Origin of the sequence: Aquimarina atlantica (assembly GCF_000626715.1) — a bacterium.
Taxonomy (GTDB): Bacteria; Bacteroidota; Bacteroidia; order Flavobacteriales; family Flavobacteriaceae; genus Aquimarina; species Aquimarina atlantica.
In genome coordinates this window covers 129,618-150,608 of sequence record NZ_AQRA01000002.1, presented here as the reverse complement: position 1 = coordinate 150,608, position 20,991 = coordinate 129,618, and the positions used below count along the sequence as shown (strand labels likewise).

26 protein-coding genes are annotated in these 20,991 nt (G+C 32.5%); 15 read left to right on the top strand and 11 right to left on the bottom strand.

Annotation, left to right across the window (positions count from 1 at the left end):
- The first annotated feature begins 80 nt into the window (after positions 1–80).
- From ATO12_RS05125 to ATO12_RS05095, 7 genes are all read left to right on the top strand, one after another.
- On the top strand, positions 81–683 hold the full coding sequence (locus tag ATO12_RS05125) for a thiamine phosphate synthase (RefSeq protein ID WP_034239703.1): 603 nt from the start codon (positions 81–83) through the stop codon (positions 681–683).
- An 18-nt stretch (positions 684–701) separates the two neighbouring features.
- The gene (locus ATO12_RS05120) at positions 702–1,478 is read left to right on the top strand and encodes a hydroxymethylpyrimidine/phosphomethylpyrimidine kinase (RefSeq protein WP_034239701.1); all 777 of its coding nucleotides are present in this window, start codon (positions 702–704) and stop codon (positions 1,476–1,478) included.
- Between the two features lie 11 nt (positions 1,479–1,489).
- Complete coding sequence (locus ATO12_RS05115; protein ID WP_034240428.1) at positions 1,490–2,137, top strand: thiamine phosphate synthase; 648 nt, start codon at positions 1,490–1,492, stop codon at positions 2,135–2,137.
- Between the two features lie 3 nt (positions 2,138–2,140).
- A complete protein-coding gene (locus ATO12_RS05110; RefSeq protein WP_034239700.1) occupies positions 2,141–2,914 on the top strand; it encodes a thiazole synthase in 774 nt (257 codons plus the stop codon).
- An 87-nt stretch (positions 2,915–3,001) separates the two neighbouring features.
- Positions 3,002–3,352: a four helix bundle protein gene (locus ATO12_RS05105; protein WP_034239698.1), complete on the top strand. Its 351-nt coding sequence runs from the start codon at positions 3,002–3,004 to the stop codon at positions 3,350–3,352.
- Positions 3,352–4,491 carry a 2-iminoacetate synthase ThiH gene (gene thiH / locus ATO12_RS05100; protein WP_051575630.1) on the top strand — a complete coding sequence of 380 codons (1,140 nt, stop codon included), beginning with the start codon at positions 3,352–3,354 and terminating at the stop codon, positions 4,489–4,491. The genes ATO12_RS05105 and thiH overlap by 1 nt, the downstream gene beginning before the upstream one ends.
- Positions 4,492–4,551: 60 nt before the next feature.
- Entirely contained in the window at positions 4,552–4,962 is a 411-nt protein-coding gene (locus ATO12_RS05095; protein ID WP_131248776.1) for a hypothetical protein, read from the top strand.
- Between the two features lie 28 nt (positions 4,963–4,990).
- On the opposite strand, the gene ATO12_RS05090 is transcribed toward ATO12_RS05095, so the two are convergent.
- The gene (locus tag ATO12_RS05090; RefSeq protein WP_034239694.1) at positions 4,991–5,422 is read right to left on the bottom strand and encodes a Rieske (2Fe-2S) protein; all 432 of its coding nucleotides are present in this window, start codon (positions 5,420–5,422) and stop codon (positions 4,991–4,993) included.
- Positions 5,423–5,542: 120 nt separating this feature from the next.
- Between ATO12_RS05090 and greA the strand changes: the two genes are divergently transcribed.
- From greA to ATO12_RS05075, 3 genes are all read left to right on the top strand, one after another.
- A complete protein-coding gene (gene greA / locus ATO12_RS05085; RefSeq protein WP_034239693.1) occupies positions 5,543–6,019 on the top strand; it encodes a transcription elongation factor GreA in 477 nt (158 codons plus the stop codon).
- Positions 6,020–6,145: 126 nt separating this feature from the next.
- Positions 6,146–6,535: an HIT family protein gene (locus tag ATO12_RS05080; protein ID WP_034239690.1), complete on the top strand. Its 390-nt coding sequence runs from the start codon at positions 6,146–6,148 to the stop codon at positions 6,533–6,535.
- 4 nt (positions 6,536–6,539) lie between these two features.
- On the top strand, positions 6,540–6,950 hold the full coding sequence (locus ATO12_RS05075; RefSeq protein WP_034239689.1) for an acyl-CoA thioesterase: 411 nt from the start codon (positions 6,540–6,542) through the stop codon (positions 6,948–6,950).
- On the opposite strand, the gene ATO12_RS05070 is transcribed toward ATO12_RS05075, so the two are convergent.
- Both ATO12_RS05070 and ATO12_RS05065 read right to left on the bottom strand, forming a co-directional pair.
- Positions 6,947–7,306 carry a hypothetical protein gene (locus ATO12_RS05070; RefSeq protein WP_034239687.1) on the bottom strand — a complete coding sequence of 120 codons (360 nt, stop codon included), beginning with the start codon at positions 7,304–7,306 and terminating at the stop codon, positions 6,947–6,949. The two genes, ATO12_RS05075 and ATO12_RS05070, sit on opposite strands and share 4 nt — an antisense overlap.
- An 81-nt stretch (positions 7,307–7,387) precedes the next feature.
- Entirely contained in the window at positions 7,388–8,575 is a 1,188-nt protein-coding gene (locus ATO12_RS05065; RefSeq protein ID WP_034239686.1) for a sensor histidine kinase, read from the bottom strand.
- Between the two features lie 134 nt (positions 8,576–8,709).
- Between ATO12_RS05065 and ATO12_RS05060 the strand changes: the two genes are divergently transcribed.
- From ATO12_RS05060 to upp, 4 genes are all read left to right on the top strand, one after another.
- Positions 8,710–9,582, top strand: a complete 873-nt coding sequence (locus ATO12_RS05060; RefSeq protein ID WP_034239683.1) for a flavin reductase family protein — start codon at positions 8,710–8,712, stop codon at positions 9,580–9,582.
- A gap of 12 nt (positions 9,583–9,594) precedes the next feature.
- Positions 9,595–9,966 (top strand): DUF3127 domain-containing protein, encoded by a 372-nt coding sequence (locus ATO12_RS05055; protein ID WP_025664437.1) that lies wholly within the window; start codon positions 9,595–9,597, stop codon positions 9,964–9,966.
- 221 nt (positions 9,967–10,187) lie between these two features.
- Positions 10,188–10,826, top strand: coding sequence for a leucyl/phenylalanyl-tRNA--protein transferase (gene aat, locus ATO12_RS05050; protein WP_034239682.1), 639 nt, complete (start codon positions 10,188–10,190; stop codon positions 10,824–10,826).
- Between the two features lie 88 nt (positions 10,827–10,914).
- Positions 10,915–11,568, top strand: a complete 654-nt coding sequence (gene upp / locus ATO12_RS05045; protein WP_034239681.1) for a uracil phosphoribosyltransferase — start codon at positions 10,915–10,917, stop codon at positions 11,566–11,568.
- Position 11,569: 1 nt separating this feature from the next.
- Here upp and ATO12_RS05040 read toward each other — a convergent pair whose 3' ends face one another.
- The 4 genes from ATO12_RS05040 to ATO12_RS26330 all read right to left on the bottom strand — a co-directional run bounded on the left by ATO12_RS05040 (position 11,570) and on the right by ATO12_RS26330 (position 16,343).
- A complete protein-coding gene (locus ATO12_RS05040) occupies positions 11,570–11,974 on the bottom strand; it encodes an ACT domain-containing protein (protein WP_034239679.1) in 405 nt (134 codons plus the stop codon).
- A gap of 38 nt (positions 11,975–12,012) precedes the next feature.
- Entirely contained in the window at positions 12,013–12,576 is a 564-nt protein-coding gene (locus ATO12_RS05035) for a DNA-3-methyladenine glycosylase I (protein ID WP_034239677.1), read from the bottom strand.
- Between the two features lie 51 nt (positions 12,577–12,627).
- Positions 12,628–13,935 carry a leucine-rich repeat domain-containing protein gene (locus ATO12_RS05030; protein ID WP_051575629.1) on the bottom strand — a complete coding sequence of 436 codons (1,308 nt, stop codon included), beginning with the start codon at positions 13,933–13,935 and terminating at the stop codon, positions 12,628–12,630.
- A gap of 134 nt (positions 13,936–14,069) precedes the next feature.
- Entirely contained in the window at positions 14,070–16,343 is a 2,274-nt protein-coding gene (locus ATO12_RS26330; RefSeq protein WP_205625225.1) for a WGR domain-containing protein, read from the bottom strand.
- Between the two features lie 287 nt (positions 16,344–16,630).
- Between ATO12_RS26330 and ATO12_RS05020 the strand changes: the two genes are divergently transcribed.
- Positions 16,631–17,245 (top strand): thioredoxin family protein, encoded by a 615-nt coding sequence (locus ATO12_RS05020; protein ID WP_205625224.1) that lies wholly within the window; start codon positions 16,631–16,633, stop codon positions 17,243–17,245.
- Between the two features lie 110 nt (positions 17,246–17,355).
- Here the strand turns inward: ATO12_RS05020 and ATO12_RS05015 are convergent, their stop codons facing one another.
- The 4 genes from ATO12_RS05015 to ATO12_RS05000 form a co-directional block, all read right to left on the bottom strand.
- The gene (locus ATO12_RS05015; protein WP_051575628.1) at positions 17,356–18,060 is read right to left on the bottom strand and encodes a hypothetical protein; all 705 of its coding nucleotides are present in this window, start codon (positions 18,058–18,060) and stop codon (positions 17,356–17,358) included.
- A 666-nt stretch (positions 18,061–18,726) separates the two neighbouring features.
- On the bottom strand, positions 18,727–19,419 hold the full coding sequence (locus ATO12_RS24620; RefSeq protein WP_051575627.1) for a hypothetical protein: 693 nt from the start codon (positions 19,417–19,419) through the stop codon (positions 18,727–18,729).
- Between the two features lie 33 nt (positions 19,420–19,452).
- Positions 19,453–20,160 (bottom strand): tRNA pseudouridine(55) synthase TruB, encoded by a 708-nt coding sequence (gene truB, locus ATO12_RS05005; protein WP_034239675.1) that lies wholly within the window; start codon positions 20,158–20,160, stop codon positions 19,453–19,455.
- A gap of 12 nt (positions 20,161–20,172) precedes the next feature.
- Complete coding sequence (locus tag ATO12_RS05000) at positions 20,173–20,967, bottom strand: undecaprenyl-diphosphate phosphatase (RefSeq protein WP_034239673.1); 795 nt, start codon at positions 20,965–20,967, stop codon at positions 20,173–20,175.
- Positions 20,968–20,991 lie beyond the last annotated feature (24 nt).

Below are 20,991 nucleotides of genomic sequence, written 5' to 3'. Positions count from 1 at the left end.
TCAGTAGTTAGGTGTTGAGTTTCATAACCCTGATGCCTAAAACCTGATACCCGATAGCTAAAACCTGATATTTAGAATCTATGCTAATCGTATTAACTTCAGAACGAGAATTAGAAAGTGAAGCCGATAAAATCAATTCACTATTCGATAATGGTTTAGAAATACTACATTTTCGTAAACCAACTATGAATATTGAAGGATACAGAACTTTACTCAATCAAATTGATGCAAAATACCACAACCGTATTATGCTACATCAATTTCATGAATTATGCGAAGAATTTAAGTTGAGAGGTATTCATATTCAGGAGCAACCACGATTGGATTTAGAAGAAAAACTAGAAGAATATAGTAGTAGTTATAAAGCCAAGGGTTATAAAGTAAGTAGCTCTTTTCATTCTAAAGAGGATATAAAAAGTTGCCCGGTTACTTTTAAATATGTTTTGTTAAGCCCTGTTTTTAGTTCAATTTCAAAAGCAGGTTACGCAGGGAAAGGATTTGATGTTACTGATCTAAATGAATTTGTAATAGGGATGGGCGGAATTAATGAAAACACATTACAAGCAACATTTGATCTGGGATTTAAAGGAGTAGGTGTTTTAGGAGGAATATGGAATACAGAGGATTCGTTAGAAAGTTTCAAAATGATTTATAATAAGCTTAAAACAATACAAACTACGTAAAGCCAACTCTTAGTAGGAATGATAAAAAGGCCGTACATACTTACCATAGCAGGTTTTGATCCATCTAACGGAGCCGGGCTTACTGCAGATGTTAAAACAATTGAAGCATTAAAAGGCTATGGTTTGTCTGTTTGTACCGCAAATACGATCCAGAATGATGTTGAATTTGCATCGTGCGAATGGATAGATTTTGATGTGATTAAAAATCAAATAGATATACTATTTGATCGGTTTGCCATAGACTTTGTAAAAATAGGAATCGTTCAAAACTGGGAAGTACTCAATCAAATTATTGATGTTGTATTAGAAAAAAATAATGCAATTAAAATTGTTTTAGATCCAGTATTAAAATCTAGTTCAGATTTTGATTTTCATTCTTATAATGGCGATTTAAATAACCAGAATACCATCGAAAAACAATTTGAGGAAGTATTACACAAAATTTACCTTCTAACACCAAATTATAATGAAATAGAAAGGTTGTATACAGGTAAAACTATTGAAGAAACAATCGCTCATATTGCTAATAAAACGAATCTTTTTCTTAAAGGAGGACATAGAAAAGAAACGATCGGAAAAGATGAGTTGTTTACCAGCGATGAGAAACAGTTTGTGTTTAATCCAAAAAGACAAAACATATCAGAAAAACATGGAAGTGGCTGTGTACTTTCTTCTGCAATTATAACATATTTGGCATTAGGGTTTCCTTTACTCAAAGCTTGCTATAGAGGAAAAAGGTATACCGAAAAAGTATTAAGCTCAAACAATAGCCTGTTGGGGTATCATAGAATTTAATGGTAAAGATTATGAAAGAAGTAGGTTTACAATATATTTCACAAGGTAAAACTCCACAGGAACATCTTAAAAATATAAAGAATGCTTGCAAAGCTGGTTGCAAATGGATACAACTACGTCTTAAAGATGAAGACATAGCAACGTACCTGGATACGGCAATACAATGCCGCAATATCTGTGATCAATATGATGCTATTATGATTGTCAATGATAATGTAAGTGTGGCAAAAGCTGTTCTGGCAGATGGTATACATTTGGGATTAAATGATATGAATCCTCGAGAGGCAAGAAAAATTTTGGGTGATAATTTTATTATAGGTGGTACTGCAAATACTATAGAAAACTGTTTACAACATATTAAAGATGGTGTAGATTATATAGGTCTTGGTCCTTATAAGCATACGATAACCAAAAAAAAACTAAGTCCGGTGTTAGGAATTGATGGCTGTCAAAATATTCTTGGTCAACTTAAAAATGAAAATGCAGAAATACCTGTTGTTGCAATAGGAGGAATTACAGAAAAGGATATCACCACACTTATGCAGACAGGAATATCAGGAATTGCTGTTTCGGGAGAGTTGACAAATCAGGTAAATCTGGAGAAAAAAATAGAAACTATAAAAAAACTAATGGTTCAAAAGCTACCAGCTAATCGTTAAGAAATGGAAAAATTAAAAATTGCAGATAAAGAATTTTCATCCCGTTTATTTACCGGGACAGGAAAATTTAGCTCTTCTCAGTTAATGAGAGATGCATTACTTATATCAGAAAGTGAATTAATAACAGTAGCATTAAAAAGAGTTGATGTTAATAATGAGAATGATGATATATTAAAACATTTGGATCACCCCAGGATTAATTTACTTCCTAATACATCTGGAGTTCGTGATGCTAAAGAGGCTATTTTTGCAGCACAATTAGCAAGAGAAGCTTTAGAGACAAACTGGATAAAATTAGAAATTCATCCGGATCCAAAATATTTATTGCCCGATCCTATAGAAACCATAAAAGCTGCTTCAGAATTGGTAAAACAAGGATTTGTGGTCATGCCATATATTCATGCAGATCCGGTTTTGTGTAAACGCTTAGAAGAAGTGGGAGTACAATGTGTGATGCCTTTGGGTGCTCCAATAGGAAGTAATAAAGGGTTAAAAACATTAGAGTTTTTAGAGATTATCATAGATCAAAGTAATGTTCCTGTAATTGTAGATGCTGGTATCGGAAGCCCTTCTCATGCGGCACAAGCGATGGAGATTGGTGCAGACGCAGTATTGGTAAATACAGCTATTGCAGTATCTCAACAACCAATAACGATGGCAAAAGCATTTAAAATGGCTGTAGAGGCAGGTCGTATGGCATATAACTCAAAATTAGCCCCTGTTAGACAATATGCAGAGGCAAGTAGCCCGTTAACATCATTTTTAACACAAGGTTAAAAAGAGGTATCAGAATTTGGGTATCAGGTTTCTGGTATTGGGGGTAATGTCGAAAAGTGATACTTAGAAACTGATTAAAATATGTTTATGAGAGATTTTAAAGAATTAAAAGTTTGGAAAGAAAGCCATAAATTATGTTTACTAATTTATGAATTAACTAAGCGGTTTCCTGATGACGAGAGGTTTGGGATTATATCACAACTAAGAAGAGCATCCACTTCTGTTCCAACCAATATATCTGAAGGTTGTGGTCATGATTTCAACAAAGAATTTGCAAGATTCTTACGAATTGCTTCTGGATCTATTTCAGAGGTCGAATATCCTTTGATTTTATCAAAAGATTTAGGCTATTTAGAAAAAGAACAAGCAAATGATCTGTTAAACAAGGTAGTTTTTATCAGGAAGATGTTGTTTAATTTAGTTAAAGCAATTAAGTAATGACAGATGCCCGATACCCGTTACCTGATACCAGTTTCAAAGATATATTCGAGCAATATGATTGGGAAGCAACCCTTTCAAGTATTTTTTCTAAGACAGAAGCAGATGTTGTTCATGCTCTAGAAAAACCTAAAAGAGATCTTGAAGATTTTAAGGCATTGATTTCTCCTGCCGCAAAACCATATTTAGAACATATGGCGCAAATAAGTAGCTATACTACTAAAAAACGTTTTGGCAACACCATCCAGATGTATACCCCGATGTACTTAAGTAATGAGTGCCAAAATATATGTACGTATTGCGGATTTAGTATGACTAATAAAATTCCGAGAAGAACATTAACCGATAAAGAAATTCTAAAAGAAGTAGAGTACCTAAAATCCAAAGGCTATGATCATATTCTTTTGGTTACAGGAGAAGCTAATCAGACAGTGGGAGTAGAGTATATCAATAATGCCATACAACTCATACAATCAAAATTTGCCAATATTACGATAGAGGTACAACCATTACATCAGTCTGACTATGAATTATTGATTAGTAATGGTTTGTATGCCGTATTAGTATATCAGGAAACATATCATAAGTCTGAGTATAAAAAACATCATCCCAAAGGAAGAAAATCTAATTTTGATTATCGATTAGAAACCCCTGATCGATTAGGTAAAGCAGGAATTCATAAGATAGGATTAGGAGCTCTTTTTGGGTTAGAGGATTGGAGGGCAGATAGCTTTTTTACAGCCTTACACCTTAATTATTTGCAAAAAACATATTGGAAAACAAAATATTCGATATCCTTTCCGAGACTAAGACCACATAGTGGTGGGCTAGAGCCAAAAGTAGCAATGACAGATTCGGATTTGGTACAGTTAATATGTGCTTTTCGATTGTTAGATGAAGATGTAGAATTGTCTTTGTCTACTCGAGAAAGTGAGGTGTTTAGAGAACATATTGTAAATCTGGGGATCACTTCTATAAGTGCCGAATCTAAAACTAATCCGGGAGGTTATGTCGTAGAGCCACAATCCTTAGAACAATTCGAGATTTCTGATGAACGTTCTACAGGAGATATAGTAAAAATGCTTAAAAATAAAGGACTAGAAGTAGTTTGGAAAGATTGGGCCTATAATTGGAAATAAATTATAATATATTTAAGGGCTAAAAACTGTTTCGGGTATAGGATGTATAATTTTATTATTATGAGTAGGATAATTGCTGTAATTTCTCTTTTTCTTTTTTGGAATCATTTAAGTTATGCCCAACAAGAAGAGGGTGCAGGAACAATACAATATGCAAACCCGATACTGGTTGAACTAGAGCCTAATGTACCAATAATGCTTACAGACTCTTTGTCTATTCTATTAACAGGTTATTCTCATAAACGCCCAACACATGGTGCCAGTGGCCAAACAAAAACAGGTGTGCAACTATCGCTTTCTAAAGGAAATAATTGTGGAGAAATAGAAGTTTACAGGTATGGTTTACAAGGGGAAACAGCATATACATATGCACCTTCATCCTGGAACGATGAGTATGAATTTAAGCTAAAAGATTTTGATTTTCCGCTTTCTTTTAAAATTGTGATTTCAAAAAAACAAGATACTGATTAAAATCAAGTTGCTTTTTTTCTTTGCACAATTAGTTAGAGATAAATAAGATGTTTCCTTCTCGCCTCACATTATATCGCCTTAATCCAAATTGACCATCTCCAGAGGTTTGTTGTCCGGTAATAATATTGTAACTGTTTCCGTCATCGCAATTGCAAGTAGCGGTGATCCCATCAATTGTCTGAGTAGAACAGGAGCTGGGAGCATGATTAGGGTCACTAAGCTCAAAAGCAGCATACTGAGTGTTATCAATATTATAAATGATAACTCCTTTAATACTTCCGTTTTCTGAGTTATCTACCAAATGATTACTCGGAAATTTAAGTGAGTTGAATTGAGGTAAATTAAGATTAATTTGATAATTAACACTGGATGGAGGTAGAAATTGATTGTTATCTCCATTATCATCACTACCACATGATAAAATCAAAAAAATACCTGCAAAAAATAAAGTCTTTTTCATAACATTACTATTGTATTGGCAAATTACGTAAATTTGTAGTCTTCAGTAAAATTTTTGTTATCTTTGAATAACAAATCCCATTCTTATGGGATTTTTTGTATTTATATAAACGATGAAGTTATGAGCAAAGTATCTTATTATACTGCCGAGGGGCTTAAAAAACTAAGAGACGAACTAGGTCAGCTTAAGGATGTAGAGCGCCCAAAAGCTTCTCAAGCGATAGCCGAAGCGCGTGATAAAGGGGATTTAAGTGAAAATGCCGAGTATGATGCCGCAAAAGAAGCACAGGGATTGTTAGAGATGAGAATTTCTAAATTAGAAGAAACTCTTTCGAATGCACGTTTAATAGACGAATCTCAATTAGACACGTCTAAGGCTCTTATACATTCTACTGTAAAGATCAAAAACCAAACTAATGGTGCCGAAATGACTTATAAACTGGTAGCACAAAGTGAAGCGGATCTTAAAACAGGAAAAATATCTGTAGATTCTCCTATCGGAAAAGGTTTGTTAGGGAAAAGTGTTGGCGAAATAGCTGAAATACAAGTGCCTAACGGGATTATGAAGTTTGATGTTGTAGAGATTACAAGAGATTAAAAGAAACAATTTTTTAAGTTTTATTACTAGCCTTTTTTAATTTTTTAAAAAAGGCTTTTTTATGGTTTTGACTTACAGATAAATAAACTATATTTCGAAAACCGTAACCCAACTAAAATTTAATTAATGTCTACCCTATTTACTAAAATTGTAAATGGCGAAATTCCATCATATACAGTGGCCGAAGATGAGAATTATTACGCCTTTTTGGATATTAGTCCAAATGCAAAAGGACATACACTTTGTATTCCTAAAAAAGAAGAAGATAAAATATTTGATCTTGATGAAGACGAATATCTAGAGCTAATGCGCTTTTCTCGTAAAGTAGCAAAAGCTATAGAAAAAACAGTCTCCTGTAAACGTGTTGGTATTGCCGTTGTAGGTTTAGAAGTACCACATGTACATGTACATTTAATTCCGCTAAATGAAATGAAAGAGATGACTTTTCAGCATAAAGTCTCTATGTCAGAATCAGAATTTAAAGCACTGGCAAAAGAAATTCAATCGAATTTATAAGTGTATGCAGGAATCAGATTTTAAACTATCTCTACAACTTCGAATTGATTGGAGTGAGATGGATACGTATCAGCATGTGAACAATGTGAATTTTATGAAATATATGCAAAGTGCACGTGTTCAATTCTGGGAAGTAACCGGTTTGGCAACATTATATGCCGAAACTAAAAAAGGGCCTATGCTGGTTTCTACGCAATGTGATTTTAAAAACCCGTTGTTTTTTCCGGGAAATGTAATAATCAAAACTAGAGTTGAGTTTATTAAAAACTCTAGTTTTGGCTTACATCATCATTTGTATAATGATGAAGGAGTACTTTGCGCAGAAGGTCATGATGTAGCGGTTTGTTTTGATTTTAATGCAGACAAAACCTTTTTGATTACAGATGAATTACGACAGATTATGAAACAATATTAGATTCCTAAAAGATCAGATCTGTAAAAATAGATGTATGCAAAAGCAGCAATGGCAATCGTAATAAATAATAAAACATAAAACAATTTAGTAAAACGCAGTGATCCAGATTGACGAGTGATTGTTTTTTTATGGTAATCATATACTCTTTCTATATCTGTAGTCCATTGCCCCGGGAAAATTTGATTTTCGCATTTATTACAGTTAATACTTTCGATAACATTACTTTTGGTTTTAACCAGAAGTTTTGATATTAATCTTTGTTGTTTGAAAGAAAGCACCATGCCATCAGTAGAGTAGCATTCTGGACAATTATTGTTAAGAGTTGTTTCTTTTAAAATAATATATTCAGTTTTCACTTTGTTTAGATTTGGCGTTTAATAGGTATTCTATAACGTTGTGAAAAAAATATTGTTATACCTTTTTAAGAAAATTTAATATTAAGAAGTAACTCCAGATTTGCGAAGTGTGATTTGAAAAGTAGTGCCTTTACCTATATCTGATTTAAGAACTTTAATTTTTCCTAAATGGTATTCTTCTATAATTCTTTTTGATAGGGACAGACCAAGACCCCATCCTCTGCTCTTAGATGTGTATCCAGGCTCAAAAATTTTAGTGAATTTGCTTTTAGGAATACCTTTACCAGTATCTTTAATTCGTATAAATACCCGCTTAGCATCATCTATAAGATCAATTTTAAGATCTCCTTTCCCTCGCATAGCATCAATAGCATTTTTTACAAGGTTTTCGATTGTCCAGCTATATAATTGAGGATTTAAAGAAACATGAATAGGTTTATCGGGTAAATTGAGTGAGAAATTAATAAGTTTAGAGCTTCTGGATTGAAGATATGTATAAGCATTTCGGGTTTCTTCTACAATATCGACATCTTCGAGATTGGGAATAGAACCAATTTTAGAAAAACGTTCTGTAATTATCTTTAGTCGCTCAATATCCTTTTCTATTTCTACGATATATTCTGGGTTTACATTTTCGGTTTTCAGGATTTCATTCCATCCTACCAACGAGGATAGTGGTGTACCAATTTGGTGGGCAGTTTCTTTGGCCATACCTGCCCAAAGTTTGTTTTGTTCACTAGCTTTAGAGGTGGTGAAAAAGAAATAAATCACTCCAATTAACAGAAATATAATGATGGCAATGGTCATTGGGTAATATTTCAATTTATTTAAAATATCAGAATTTCCGTAATAAATATATTGAACAGTATCTTTAAGATCGAGTTCTATTGGGTCATTTTCTGATTTTAGCGTTTTTAAATATGATTTCAACTTTTGTTCGTTCTTAACCACATTTTGTGACAAATTTTTAAAATAACTAGGGTCGGGTTTCCCCAGAGAATCTCTAATAAAATCACCGTTAGAGTCTGTAATAATTATGGGGATAGAATTATTTGTTGCTCCTATTACAATAGATAACTCTAGATAGTCATCAGATTGTTCACTATCTAATGCTTTCTGGGATTGTACCCAGATTTCAACTTTTGTTCGTTCGTCATCCTTAAGACGTTGCATGAATAGAGATGTATTCCATAAAACGAGACCAGTTATTACTAAAACAGCTATAATAATAAAATAGCTCGAAAAATTACGCTCATCAGAAAAATTCATACAGACTAGTTAACTAAATCCTAAATATAAACGTTTTAAAACGATTTTATTGTTTATAAAACAGATTCTAAAACCTGTTTTTTTAACGATTCTAGAATCAAACTTTGGTATATTTGCTCAATATAAAACAAATTATGATTACAATCGATCCGTCAGAGGTTACTACAGGAAAATTACATGGTTTAATTCTTGGAGCAATCGGTCCCAGACCTATAGCTTTTGCCAGCACGATGGATGTAAATGGCAATGCTAATTTATCTCCATTTAGTTTTTTTAATGTATTTAGTGCGAATCCACCGATTCTTATTTTTTCTCCGGCAAGGAGAGTTAGAGATAATACGACTAAACATACCTTAGAAAATGCAAAATCTACCAAAGAAGTAGTCATTAATATTGTGAATTATGATATTGTACAGCAGATGTCATTATCAAGTACAGAGTATCCAGAAGGAGTTAACGAATTTGTGAAATCGGGGCTTACTATGGTTCCTTCAGAAAAAGTCAAAGCATATCGTGTAGGAGAGTCACCGGTACAGTTTGAGTGCAAGGTTAACCAGGTAGTTCCTATGGGTACTGAAGGAGGAGCTGGTAATCTTATTATTTGCGAGGTTGTTCTTATGCATATTAATGAGGATGTTATGGACGAAAATAATAGAATAGATCAGTATAAAATAGATCAGGTTGCTCGTATGGGTGGTAATTGGTATAGTAGAGCCAATATGGGAATGTTTGAAGTGCCTAAACCATTAAGCTCAATAGGGATTGGTGTAGATGCATTGCCAGAAGAAGTAAGAAACAGTACTGTTTTTACAGGAAATGATTTAGGTAAGTTAGGAAATGTAGAAGGAATACCAGCAAAATCTGAAGCTTTAGAATTTGTTAATAACCATAATGATATTAAGGATAAAATTCGGGAGGCTAACCTAATAGAAATTCATAAATTTGCAAAGCAGTATCTCGATCAGGATGATATAGATACGGCATGGAACATTTTAGCAGCAAAATAATAATTCAATAAGATGGAAGTACAAGGTAAAGTAAAGATGATCGGTGAGACTCAAACCTTTGGAAGCAATGGTTTTAGAAAGAGAGAAATTGTAGTTACTACTGAAGAGCAATACCCACAACATATCATGGTAGAGTTTGTTCAGGATAAATGTGACTTATTAAATCCTTTTCAAGTTGGTCAGGATGTGAAAATAAGTATTAATTTACGTGGTCGTGAGTGGGTAAATCCACAAGGAGAAACTAAGTATTTTAATTCTATCCAGGGTTGGAGAATTGAGAGCTTGCAGCCTGTGGCTCAAAGTGCTCCTCCGACTCCACCGGTAGATGCTTTCGAACCTGCAAAAGATTTTTCTGAAGAAGAACATGATGATTTACCATTCTAAATAGGTTTTAAATACACTATTTAATAAAAAGAAAAAAGTCCGATATAAGATAATATCGGACTTTTCATTATTGTGGTTTTAGGTTAACCTTTTAATAAAACTCAAAAAAGCAATGATGAACAAAATTTATCTTAAAAGGTCCTAACAAATATTGCGATTTTTTTGGTCAATTCAAACAACTGATTGATATTTAACGTTGTATAAAGGTTTATAAGTATATTTTGTACATTTTAACAGATTCAATACAATTTCCGTCGGTTACTCTTGCAGATGCTAATGGCCTTTTGGCTATAGGAGGAGATCTTTCTGTTGATAGATTACTAGAGGCATATCATAATGGGATTTTTCCCTGGTATGACGAGGATCAACCAATCCTATGGTATAGCCCAGATCCCAGAATGGTACTTTTTCCATCAGAACTTAGAGTAAGTAAAAGTATGCGTCAACTTATCAGAAAAAATAAGTTTGAAGTAACATTTAATAAGGCATTCGAAAGTGTTATGCAACACTGTGCCACAATCAAACGTCCAGAACAAGAAGGTACCTGGATTACAAACGATATGCAAAAGGCATATGCAAAACTTCATGAATTAGGATATGCTATTTCTGTCGAGGTTTGGGAGCAATCTGTTTTAGTAGGAGGTTTGTATGGGATTTTGTTGGAAGAGAAAAAAGTATTTTGTGGTGAGAGCATGTTTTCTAAAGTAAGTAATGCTTCTAAATATGGTTTTATTACCTTGGTAGAGTGGTTAATACAAAAGGAGATACAATTGATCGATTGCCAGGTGTATACCGATCATTTGGCAAGCCTGGGTGCCAGAGAAATTACCAGGGCCACGTTTATAAAATATTTGAAATAATATAGGATTAGGAATCTATTCTGATCTTTAATGATTTCAAAAAGTAACTTAAAAAATAGGTTTAATAACTTCTTAAAATGCAGTATCAATGGTTATTCATAATTTAGGATTAAAAAAATCAATTTTAAATCAATTTGTTTTAGAATTAAGAGATATCGCTATACAGAAAGACACCATGCGTTTTAGGAAGAATATCGAACGAATAGGCGAAATCCTAAGTTACGAACTAAGCACAAGGTTGGATTATGAAACTAAAACAGTTCAAACCCCATTGGGAACCAAAGAAATTTCTGTGCCTAAAAATGCACTTGTATTGTGTTCTATTCTTAGAGCTGGATTGCCATTACATCAAGGATTATTGAATTATTTTGATGCAGCAGAAAACGGATTTATTTCGGCATATAGAGATCATAAAGATAATGATGATGATTTTGAAATTGTGGTAAAATACCTGGCTTCACCTTCTTTAAAAAATAAAACCCTGATTTTGGCAGATCCAATGCTAGCAACAGGAAAAACTCTGGAAAATACATTTACTGCGATGAAAAGACATGGTATACCCGAGCAAGTGCATATTGTTTCTGTAATAGGCTCAGAGCAAGGGGTATCATATATTAAAAATGTTTTTCCCAAAAATACTCATCTCTGGATTGCTGCAGTTGATCAAAAATTAAATGATAAGAGCTACATTATTCCTGGCCTAGGTGATGCAGGAGATTTATCTTTTGGGGTAAAACTGTAAACTATCCTTTATAATTCTCAGATAGATTCTTTAGCACATTAATTGCTTTATTTTCATCTTTTTTGTGAACAAAAATATGATCATGATAATAGCCGGCAATTACATTACAGCTAATCTTATGTTTTGCTAATTCTGTCGAAAAAATAGCTGTAAGACCTACTGCATCAAGTGAAGAATGAATTTCTAAAGTTATCCATGAAGCAATATATTCATAAGAAAGATTAAGGTGTTCTGCCTTTTTACGATCAATTATAATAGTTACTCCTTCGGGTTCTTTAAATTCACCAATACTATCTTCTCTGGGAATATGATCTGTATTTTTTACCGTAGAAAAAACAAACTCACCAGCTCGTAATACAGGAGACATATTTCTGATTAAAGTAGTTAAATTAGTTTCTCCACTCATCTTTTGATGTTTTTATTGGTTTGGTATGTGATAAACCGTTAAACTTCTTTGTATCTAAAACAACCTACTTCGTGATCGTTTACCATACCAATAGCCTGCATAAAAGCATAGATAACGGTAGAACCCACAAACTTAAACCCTCGTTTTTTTAAATCTTTACTTACCATATCAGAAATTTCTGTAGTCGCCGGGCAATCTTTATAATGAGGCCAACTGTTCTGAACTTGTTTTCCGTCTACAAAACTCCAGATATATGTATTAAAACTGCCAAACTCTTCTTGTATTTTAATAAAATTCTGAGCATTGGTTATTGCAGAATTTACTTTTAGTTTATTGCGAATGATTCCTGCATTTTGTAATAATTCTTCTTTCTTTGTATCGTTATATTTAGCAACGATTTTATAATCAAAATTATCAAAAGCAACCCTGAAGTTTTCTCGTTTTCGTAAAATGGTAATCCAACTCAAACCTGCCTGAAAAGTTTCGAGGATTAAGAATTCAAATAAAAGCTGCTCGTCGTGTAATGGTACCCCCCACTCAGTATCATGATAGGCCTCATATAGCGGATCGCCAACACACCAGCCACATCTGTGTTTTTGCATAGTATATTCTTAGTTTGTTTTACGGATCAGGATTCTAAAATACTGTTTATTTTAAAAAGAAATCGAACAATCGGGCAGTAGTTTTTTAATTTTTTCTTTTTCCAGATCAGATAAATTATTACCAGATAGATGAATGACTTTTAATTTTTTTAAATCTTTTATAGACTCTGGCAAAGAAGAGAGTTTATTACTATCTAAATAGAGTTGTTTTAAGTTTTTAAGCTTATACAGGGATTCTGGTAAGCTTGTAATACTGTTATAAGACAAGGAAAGAGTTTCTAGTTTTTTTAGTTTCTCAAAGGATTTTGGTAATTTTTTAAGTTGATTACTTATAAGATATAGCTTTTGCAAGTTTTTAAGCTCTCCTATTGATTCTGGTAATTCTGTGAGTTCACTATCCGAAAGATATAGGATATCAACATTTTTTTTGTTTTCTAAGGCCTTCTGCAAAGAGTAGTAGCTGTTCTCAAAATTAATTTCACAATTTGGTAATAATTGTTTGCTGGTTTCTTTTTCTGATTTAGAAAGTCTGTTACCAGATAGGTTGAGATCTTTTAAATTAGTAAGATTCTGAAAGGATTTTGGTAACTCACTTATTTTATTAGCATTTAGGTACAGAAGTTTTAATTTTGAAAGGTTTCCAAACGTTTCAGGAATACGATCTAATTTATTTTCTTTACAAATCAACCATTCTAAACTATTTAGATCACCAAAAGATTCGGGCAATTCATCAATTTGATTGCCAGATAGATTTAGTGCTTCTATATTTTTTAGATTCCCAAATGTTAACGGTAATTCGGAAAGTCGATTTCCTTCTATAAGAAGTTCTTGTAGACTGGTAAGATTACTAAAAGTATTAGATAACTCGACAAGTTGATTCTGTCTTAAATCCAATTTTTTTAGACTTGCAAGATTACCAAAGGATTCGGGTAACATCTTGATTTGATTATTTTTTAAGAATAACCATCCTAGTTTTTTTAAATTCCCAATGGACTCGGGGAGTGTAAGAATTTGATTTTCAGATAAAAACAAAACCTCTATGTTTTGTAAATCACCAAAAGATCCCGGTAGCTCAACGAGTTTATTCTTTTTTACGTTAAGTGTTCTTAATTTTTTTAGATTTCCAATAGATTCGGGTAGTTTATTTATTTTATTTCCTTCAAGGTTAAGGTATTGTAAATGTTTTAGTTGAGCTATAGAATCAGATAATTCTGTAAGCTTAGTATAGCTAAGGTCTAGCTTGTACACCTGGTCTTTATTAACTAATGCTTCTTGTAATGTGGTATAAATTTTATTTTCCTGACCAATAGCTGTTATACTTCCTAGTAATAGTATAATTAGAGTAAATGATTTTTTCATGTATTTAAATTTTCTACCGAAAACCCCTTAAAATAATGCTATGAGTCTGTAATGTGAGAAGTGTATAATGCCCTTCTTGTAAAGTTATTATTTAAATTCCTGATTATTCGCTTTAAAATCATATTTTTTTGTTTTTATTTCTGATAAAAATATTTTTCAGTGGTCGATATATACCCTTTCTTTATTTTTTGCTCAATAAGCTTTTTTCCTTCTTTATGTGCCGTGTCTATATCCTTAAATTCTTTTGTTTTTGATTGTCCTTTTGTGCCTATTTTACCATAAGTTATAGTAAAAATTTCTTGGTAGTGCACTATTTTCCAGAATTTTGCTGATTTTTCATCTTTATATTCTAAATAAATATTTTGTTCTGCATCTCTAATAAATTCCAGAGCACTTTCTAAAGCATCATTTATTTCTTCGGTAAGATCGTCCATATCTATGGTCATATTTCCAAAACGTTTTTCGACACTGGTGCTTCTGTGATGTTCTTTGATCCAGTTTTTTGCTAGTGGATTCTCACAGTAATAAATGGTACGAATGGCTTCAGTGCTGCCTCCGGGAATTTTGGAATGGTTTTTTTCCAAAAACGTAAAGGTATTTTCGAGCATAGTTTCAATTTGCTCTTTATTAAAGCTATTAGTAGGGTTTATTTTAGTGTCATATTCTTTAGAAAGTAATTTTGTGAAAATAGCTTCTGATAAGTGTGGTATTTTTTGAAGGGTGTCTTCATCAAGTAATAATGTGTTGACAACGAAATTAAAAATATCGGGTAAGTGTAAAACATTCAGGAAAAACATACAGGCAACTCCAGGAGCTTTTTCTGCATTATACTTACTTTCAAATTTACTTTCCGATAGTATAAACCATGATTTTACAATTTTGATATTGGGATCATTCTCATCTTTGATTAAGTGAGGAAACTCTTTTGTGAAAATTTCGAGAATATCATGATGATATAATCCTAATTTAGAAAACAGTTGTGTAATAGTTTTTTGTTTCCCGGGAAGATCATTTAGGTACAGAAAATGAAAAGCACGTTTTGATAGTTCATATTCACTAATGTTTTCTATAACCTGATATAGTAGTTTTTCTTCTAGAGAAGAAAATACAGCGTCTGTTTTTTTATATAAACGTTCTTTTTCGGCGGTATTCATTTCAAAATCATCATAATCTTTAAAAATATTAGTGAGTTTCCCTAAAATCTTTTGAACGGTATCAGAATCTGGAGTAGATTCTCCCATTACAGTTAATAAATCTGCATATTCTTTGGAAGCAGTATTGCCTTTGAAGTAAAAATTGACCACTTTTTTAAGAATATCTTTTTCTGTAAAAAGATCTTTTAAATCCCAAATCATGATTTGTGCAAACTTACGCCGTATGTTTTCTTTCCAGATTTTCTTTCCGTCGAGGAGTTCTTCTAAAAAAAGATTAGCATATTTTGTTTTGTCTTTTGTATTGGGGTTACATGCCAATGTATAAGATAGTAAACTAATTTCTTGTGTTGTAGCCGTTTTGGTTATTTCATCAAACTCAGCCCATTTATTATATTTTTTCAAGTTGTTTTTTAGCCATCGCATGCGTTTGATCATGTTTTTTTCTGCCTCGGGATATATAATTATAGACAACCACCATTGTTGTATATTATCTTCTCTCCCTCTATATTCATAAGATTGGGTATTAAACACTAAGTATGAACGTCTTCTTAAGAATAAGCTTTCAAAACTATCCTCCTCATCACAATAAGAATATTCGTCATGTATCTGTAGATCATAAAAAGCATCGGTTGCATTAAAAAAACCAAGAGCCATTTTAAAATATTCTAGTTGTTCTTCTAATTGATTAGTAAGTACTATGTTTTTTACTTCCTCATATCTTTTATCTAAGGAAAAACCAAAATGTAACAACCAATATAAAGCTAAATGAGGATCATTTACGAATTCGATTTTTTCATTTTCATAGTCTTTGTCTATGTCATCGGGAGTATCCCATATGCTATAGGGAGTTACTTCGGTTTGATGTGCCCAATCTCTAAAAAACATTGAGAACCAATGGTATCGTTCCATAAGTGCTACCGCATCGACTTTTAGTTTTAATGCTTGTTGTTTATAATCTACTTCGGGGTAGTGTTCTGGGTTTTTTAGTTTTACTTTATAGATTCTAGAAGATTCATGATCAATGCCATAGGTACCACTTTTACCTCTTATGTCATTTACAACCCAATCCCCGCTTTCGGGATAGATGGTATTACCTTTTATCTCTCGATCTTCGCCAACATAAATATTTTTGCATCCTGCCCAGTCTGAATAATATTCTCCCCAGTTTTTCATTGCAGATTCAAATTCTATAGCGTAATCTTTATCTGTTTTTGTTTTACTGTTTTTTGATCCGGTATTTTTGGGAGATTCCATATAATTATATTTGTTATGAGCTACTTTTTAGCATATATGTATGTCTGTTTTATATCAAAATCTAAAAAAAGATTAGAATACAAAGATTCAAATCTAATCGTATGTAGAGTACACTATTAACCGTATAAACGTACTCACTGTTTTCAGGGTAAATAGAATATCTGTAAGTTTTAAAGATAACTATCGTCTATGTATAGGAAACCTTCAAAAATTGATAGTTATATGATTTTGATCTATGCGTTTTTGATGTAAAAATATTGTTTTACCTATTTTTGAGACCTATAATTATGGAACAACCTACTACAATGACAATACCCGAATTGATAACTCAAGGAATTGATAATTCCTATACATACCAGGAATACAAGAACCTGATTAGTGACTTACTAACCGAAAATAAATCTACTGGTCACGAACAGTCTGAAGCATTAACAAATTATAGTATGCTTAATGATCGTAGAATGAAACGATGGGATAAGACTTTAAAAATAGATGAGTCGATTAGTACTTCATTTTCTAATGCCGATCTAAATGTAACCTGGGTGGTATTAACAGAGGGATGGTGTGGAGATGCTGCACATGTATTACCTGTATTAAATAAACTTGCAGAATTAAATGATGGGATAGATTTAAAAATTATCTCTAGAGATGATCACGATAAGTTGATGAATAATTTTTTAACCAACGGAGGAAAATCAATACCTAAATTAATTGTGTATGATAATCAAAACAAAGAAGTATTAAATTCATGGGGCCCCAGACCTTCTGTAGCAACACAAATGGTAAATGATTATAAAGAGAGACACGGTAGCTTAGACCCAGAGTTTAAACAAGATTTACAAGTTTGGTATAACAAGGACAAAGGTGCAAATATTGCAGAGGACCTAGCAAGTTTGTTATAATTGTATAATATCAAAACCTCATAAGTTTTAGCTTATGAGGTTTGGTAAAATGCGTTCAAAAAAAATTAGCGTATTGTAATAAGATTAGATTTTTCCTGAAGTAAATTTAATTACTTAATAATTTCTAGTTTAACCCTAATAGCATCAGGATCATAAAAGTTTGAATCTCCTGCATATCCTGTAGAGCCTCCTCCTTGTGATAACCATGGAGTATACTTAGCAATTCCTTTCTTTGAAGAACTGGTTCCGCCATCTGTTAATTGAACTCCAAACCGAACATCTTCTACAGTTAATCCTGCATATGGTCTTGTTTGTATCATAAACCTAACAGCATCAAAATCATATGCATTCGAATCTGTAGCCCATGATGACCATCCTCCCCCTTGGCTTGCCCAAGGAGTATATCTAACTAAGCCAGCATTATTACCAGAACTACCTCCGTCTGATAATTGAATAGCAATCCTAAAATCTAGATTTTTTAAATTTTTTGAGGTTCTGGTAATCAGGTTTAAGACAATCCAATCTGGATCATAAAAGTTTGAATCTCCTCCCCATTCTGACCATTGATTCTGCTTATTTGCAGCCCATCCAGTACTCTCGACATTACCTTGCTGATTCCCTAATCCATTATCACCCAAATAAAAATCAAGCTTGATATCTCTGTTAGCTCCAGTTCCTGCTTTTTCTACATTATTCTCAATACTTGTTTCTATTTCATCATCTAAATTTGATTGACAAGCTGTTAAACAAATAAAAATAGATAATACAAGTTTTGATGATAAATTAAAACGCCTTTTTGTCATTGTTTTTTTCATGATTTTTGTGATTTATTATAAAGTTGGTTAATTTTTTTGTTTACACAGATTTCTATCAATGTTACAAAGTGTAAAATGCTTTTATATAAAGTTAGGTAATAACCAATATAAGTAGGATACGGGTTCTCCGTAGTTGAAGATCATTTTCTTTTTCTGAAAAATAAATGAAATGTAAAATACTGAAAATCAGTATATTGTAAATTATTTTGGTTAAATTTTTTACAAATAGTAACTTTAAAATAACATAAAATTCATATAAGAAAATCTACTCTGGACAGGATGATTTTGAAAGAAAATCAACTCCAAAAAACGAGTGAATTTTTACCAAAACCATTATAAATGTAAGTTTTATTAATAGATTGGTTTTTTTCAATATATCTTAGATATAGTTTAAGGTTTATAATGAGTATCGTTTCATATTTAGATGTATTGGTCTTAGAAGTAATTAAAACTATGATAGTAGTCTGAATAAAATAATAAAGATTCTAAAAAAACAATAAGGGGATTGATTATACGTTTGATTGACACCTTATTTAAGCTGAATAAAAGCTTTTCTTTCTCACTTATTTAGTATTTGAAATTTGTTTAAAGAGAAAAATTTCAACACTAAATAGTATCGTGAAACACTAACTTGCCTTATATGAATAACTAATAAATTAAATTACTTTAACCACCATAATTGAAGTAATACGTAATAGTGCCCTTTTGTTCTTCGATATCAGAACGAGAGAATAGAGCTTTTCTGGCATAATCCATAGCATTGTCAAAAAGACACTCGTTTCTGGTAGTAGAATTTCTCTTATCTATTTTGGTATTAACGACATATCCATTTTTGTTGACTTCAATTTTTACTACTACTTTACCACTTCCATTGCATGTATATACAGGATTGGGTAGGTCTATAGATTTTCTGTTTTTCAAGCTATAAGTAAGAGAACTATTTCTATTGTTGGTTTCTTTACCTTCGGGTTCTGGTTTATCCTTTTTTTCAGCTTCATTTTCTTCCTTTTCATCAATAGGAACCTCTCCTTCTGTTGGTGCAGCTTCTTCACTTTCTTCTGCAGAAGTTTCAGCTTCTGTTAACGATTTCATTCGCTGTTCAAACTCTTCTGGGTCTTCAAAATCCTCATTAAAAGCAGCATGTGTTCTTTTGGCAGCAATTAATTGTCGATCTTCCTGAGCGATTAGTTCTTCTTCGGGCTCTTCTTCTTCGGCAAGAAACTCTTCGGGGATTTCCATTAAGATTTCAGATTGTTCTTTTTGCTTATTTATCATATTGATATTGTAAAGACTTAGAACAACGATTCCCATCAACATCGATGTGATAATCAAAGCTTTATGTTTTTCTACAAATTCCATAGGTAATTATAACTACTTTTATTCTACAATATTTTATGTAGTTTCAATTTTTGGGCGTAACTGGTTTTCAAAAGACTCAATTGTAGTCGCATTTTCAACCGAAAACGATCCTATTTTAGTCCTTCTTAAAACAGTTAAGTGAGCCCCACTATTTAATGCTTTTCCAAAATCATGTGCCAATGATCTGATATATGTCCCTTTGCTACATACAACTCTGAACTCTACTTCGGGGAATTTGATTTTAGTGATTTCAAATTCGGTTATAGTAATTTTTCGAGAGTTAATTTCTACAGTTTCTCCTTCTCTAGCATATTCATATAACCGTTTACCATCTTTTTTTAAAGCCGAAAAAATAGGAGGGTACTGCTCTATTTCTCCAATAAAAAGAGATGTCGTTTTATGAATAATTTTTTCAGAAATATGATCTACAGGAAAAGTCTGATCAATCTCGGTTTCTAAATCATAAGAAGGTGTTGTTGCGCCAAGTAATATTGTCCCAGTGTATTCTTTGGCTTGTCCTTGAAATTCTTGTATGCGCTTAGTGTATTTTCCTGTACAGATAAGTAATAATCCTGTTGCAAGAGGATCTAGTGTTCCTGCATGGCCTACTTTAATTTTTTTGATACCAAAATTTTTCCGGATAAGCCAACGAAGTTTATTTACAACTTGGAAAGATGTCCATTGCAATGGTTTATCGATCAAAAGAACTTGACCGTCTTTGTAATTTTGTTCGGTTAGCATTATAGATGGGGGCTATTTAATAAAACCAAAACTGATGGCTAATAAGCCAACAAGTATACAATATACGGCAAAATAAGTTAACTTACTCTTTTTAACCAAAGAAATCATCCAGGTACATGCAAAAAGTCCTGAGATAAACGCAGCCAGAAAGCCAAGTGCCAAAGGAATACTATTTTCTGATGAGAATGTAAGATCACCACTAAGTATGTCTTTGGCAATTTTTCCAAAAATCAAGGGGATAACCATTAAGAAAGAAAAGCGAGCGGCTTTGGTTTTGTCATTTCCTAATAATACCGAAGTAGATATTGTAGCACCACTTCTCGAAATTCCGGGAAGCATTGCTATTGCCTGGGCAACGCCAATTACGAATGCATTTGAGTTGCTAACCGATTTTCGAGTGCTTTTTGCTTTATCTGCAAACCATAATAGCGCAGCTGTAATGAGCAACATAAACCCAACAAACATAATATTGTCTCCAAAAAGTTTTTCTAATTGTTCTTCAAAAAATAAACCTACTAAAACAGCAGGAATCATAGAAATAATGATTTTAAAAGAAAAGAGAGTTTCTTCGTTTTTTTCGAATTTCAATAGTCCTTTTACAATCTCTACTATATCTTTTCTAAACACTACAATAGTACTTAGTGCGGTTGCAAAATGTAAGACCACAGTAAAAAGTAAAGATTCTTCTGGTACACTTTGATCACCTAAAATAGCTTTGCCAAGCTCGAGATGACCACTAGAAGAAACAGGTAAGAATTCGGTAAGCCCTTGTACTATGCCTAGAATAATTGCATCGATGATTTCCATAGAGAATTTTGGGATTTCTTAAAT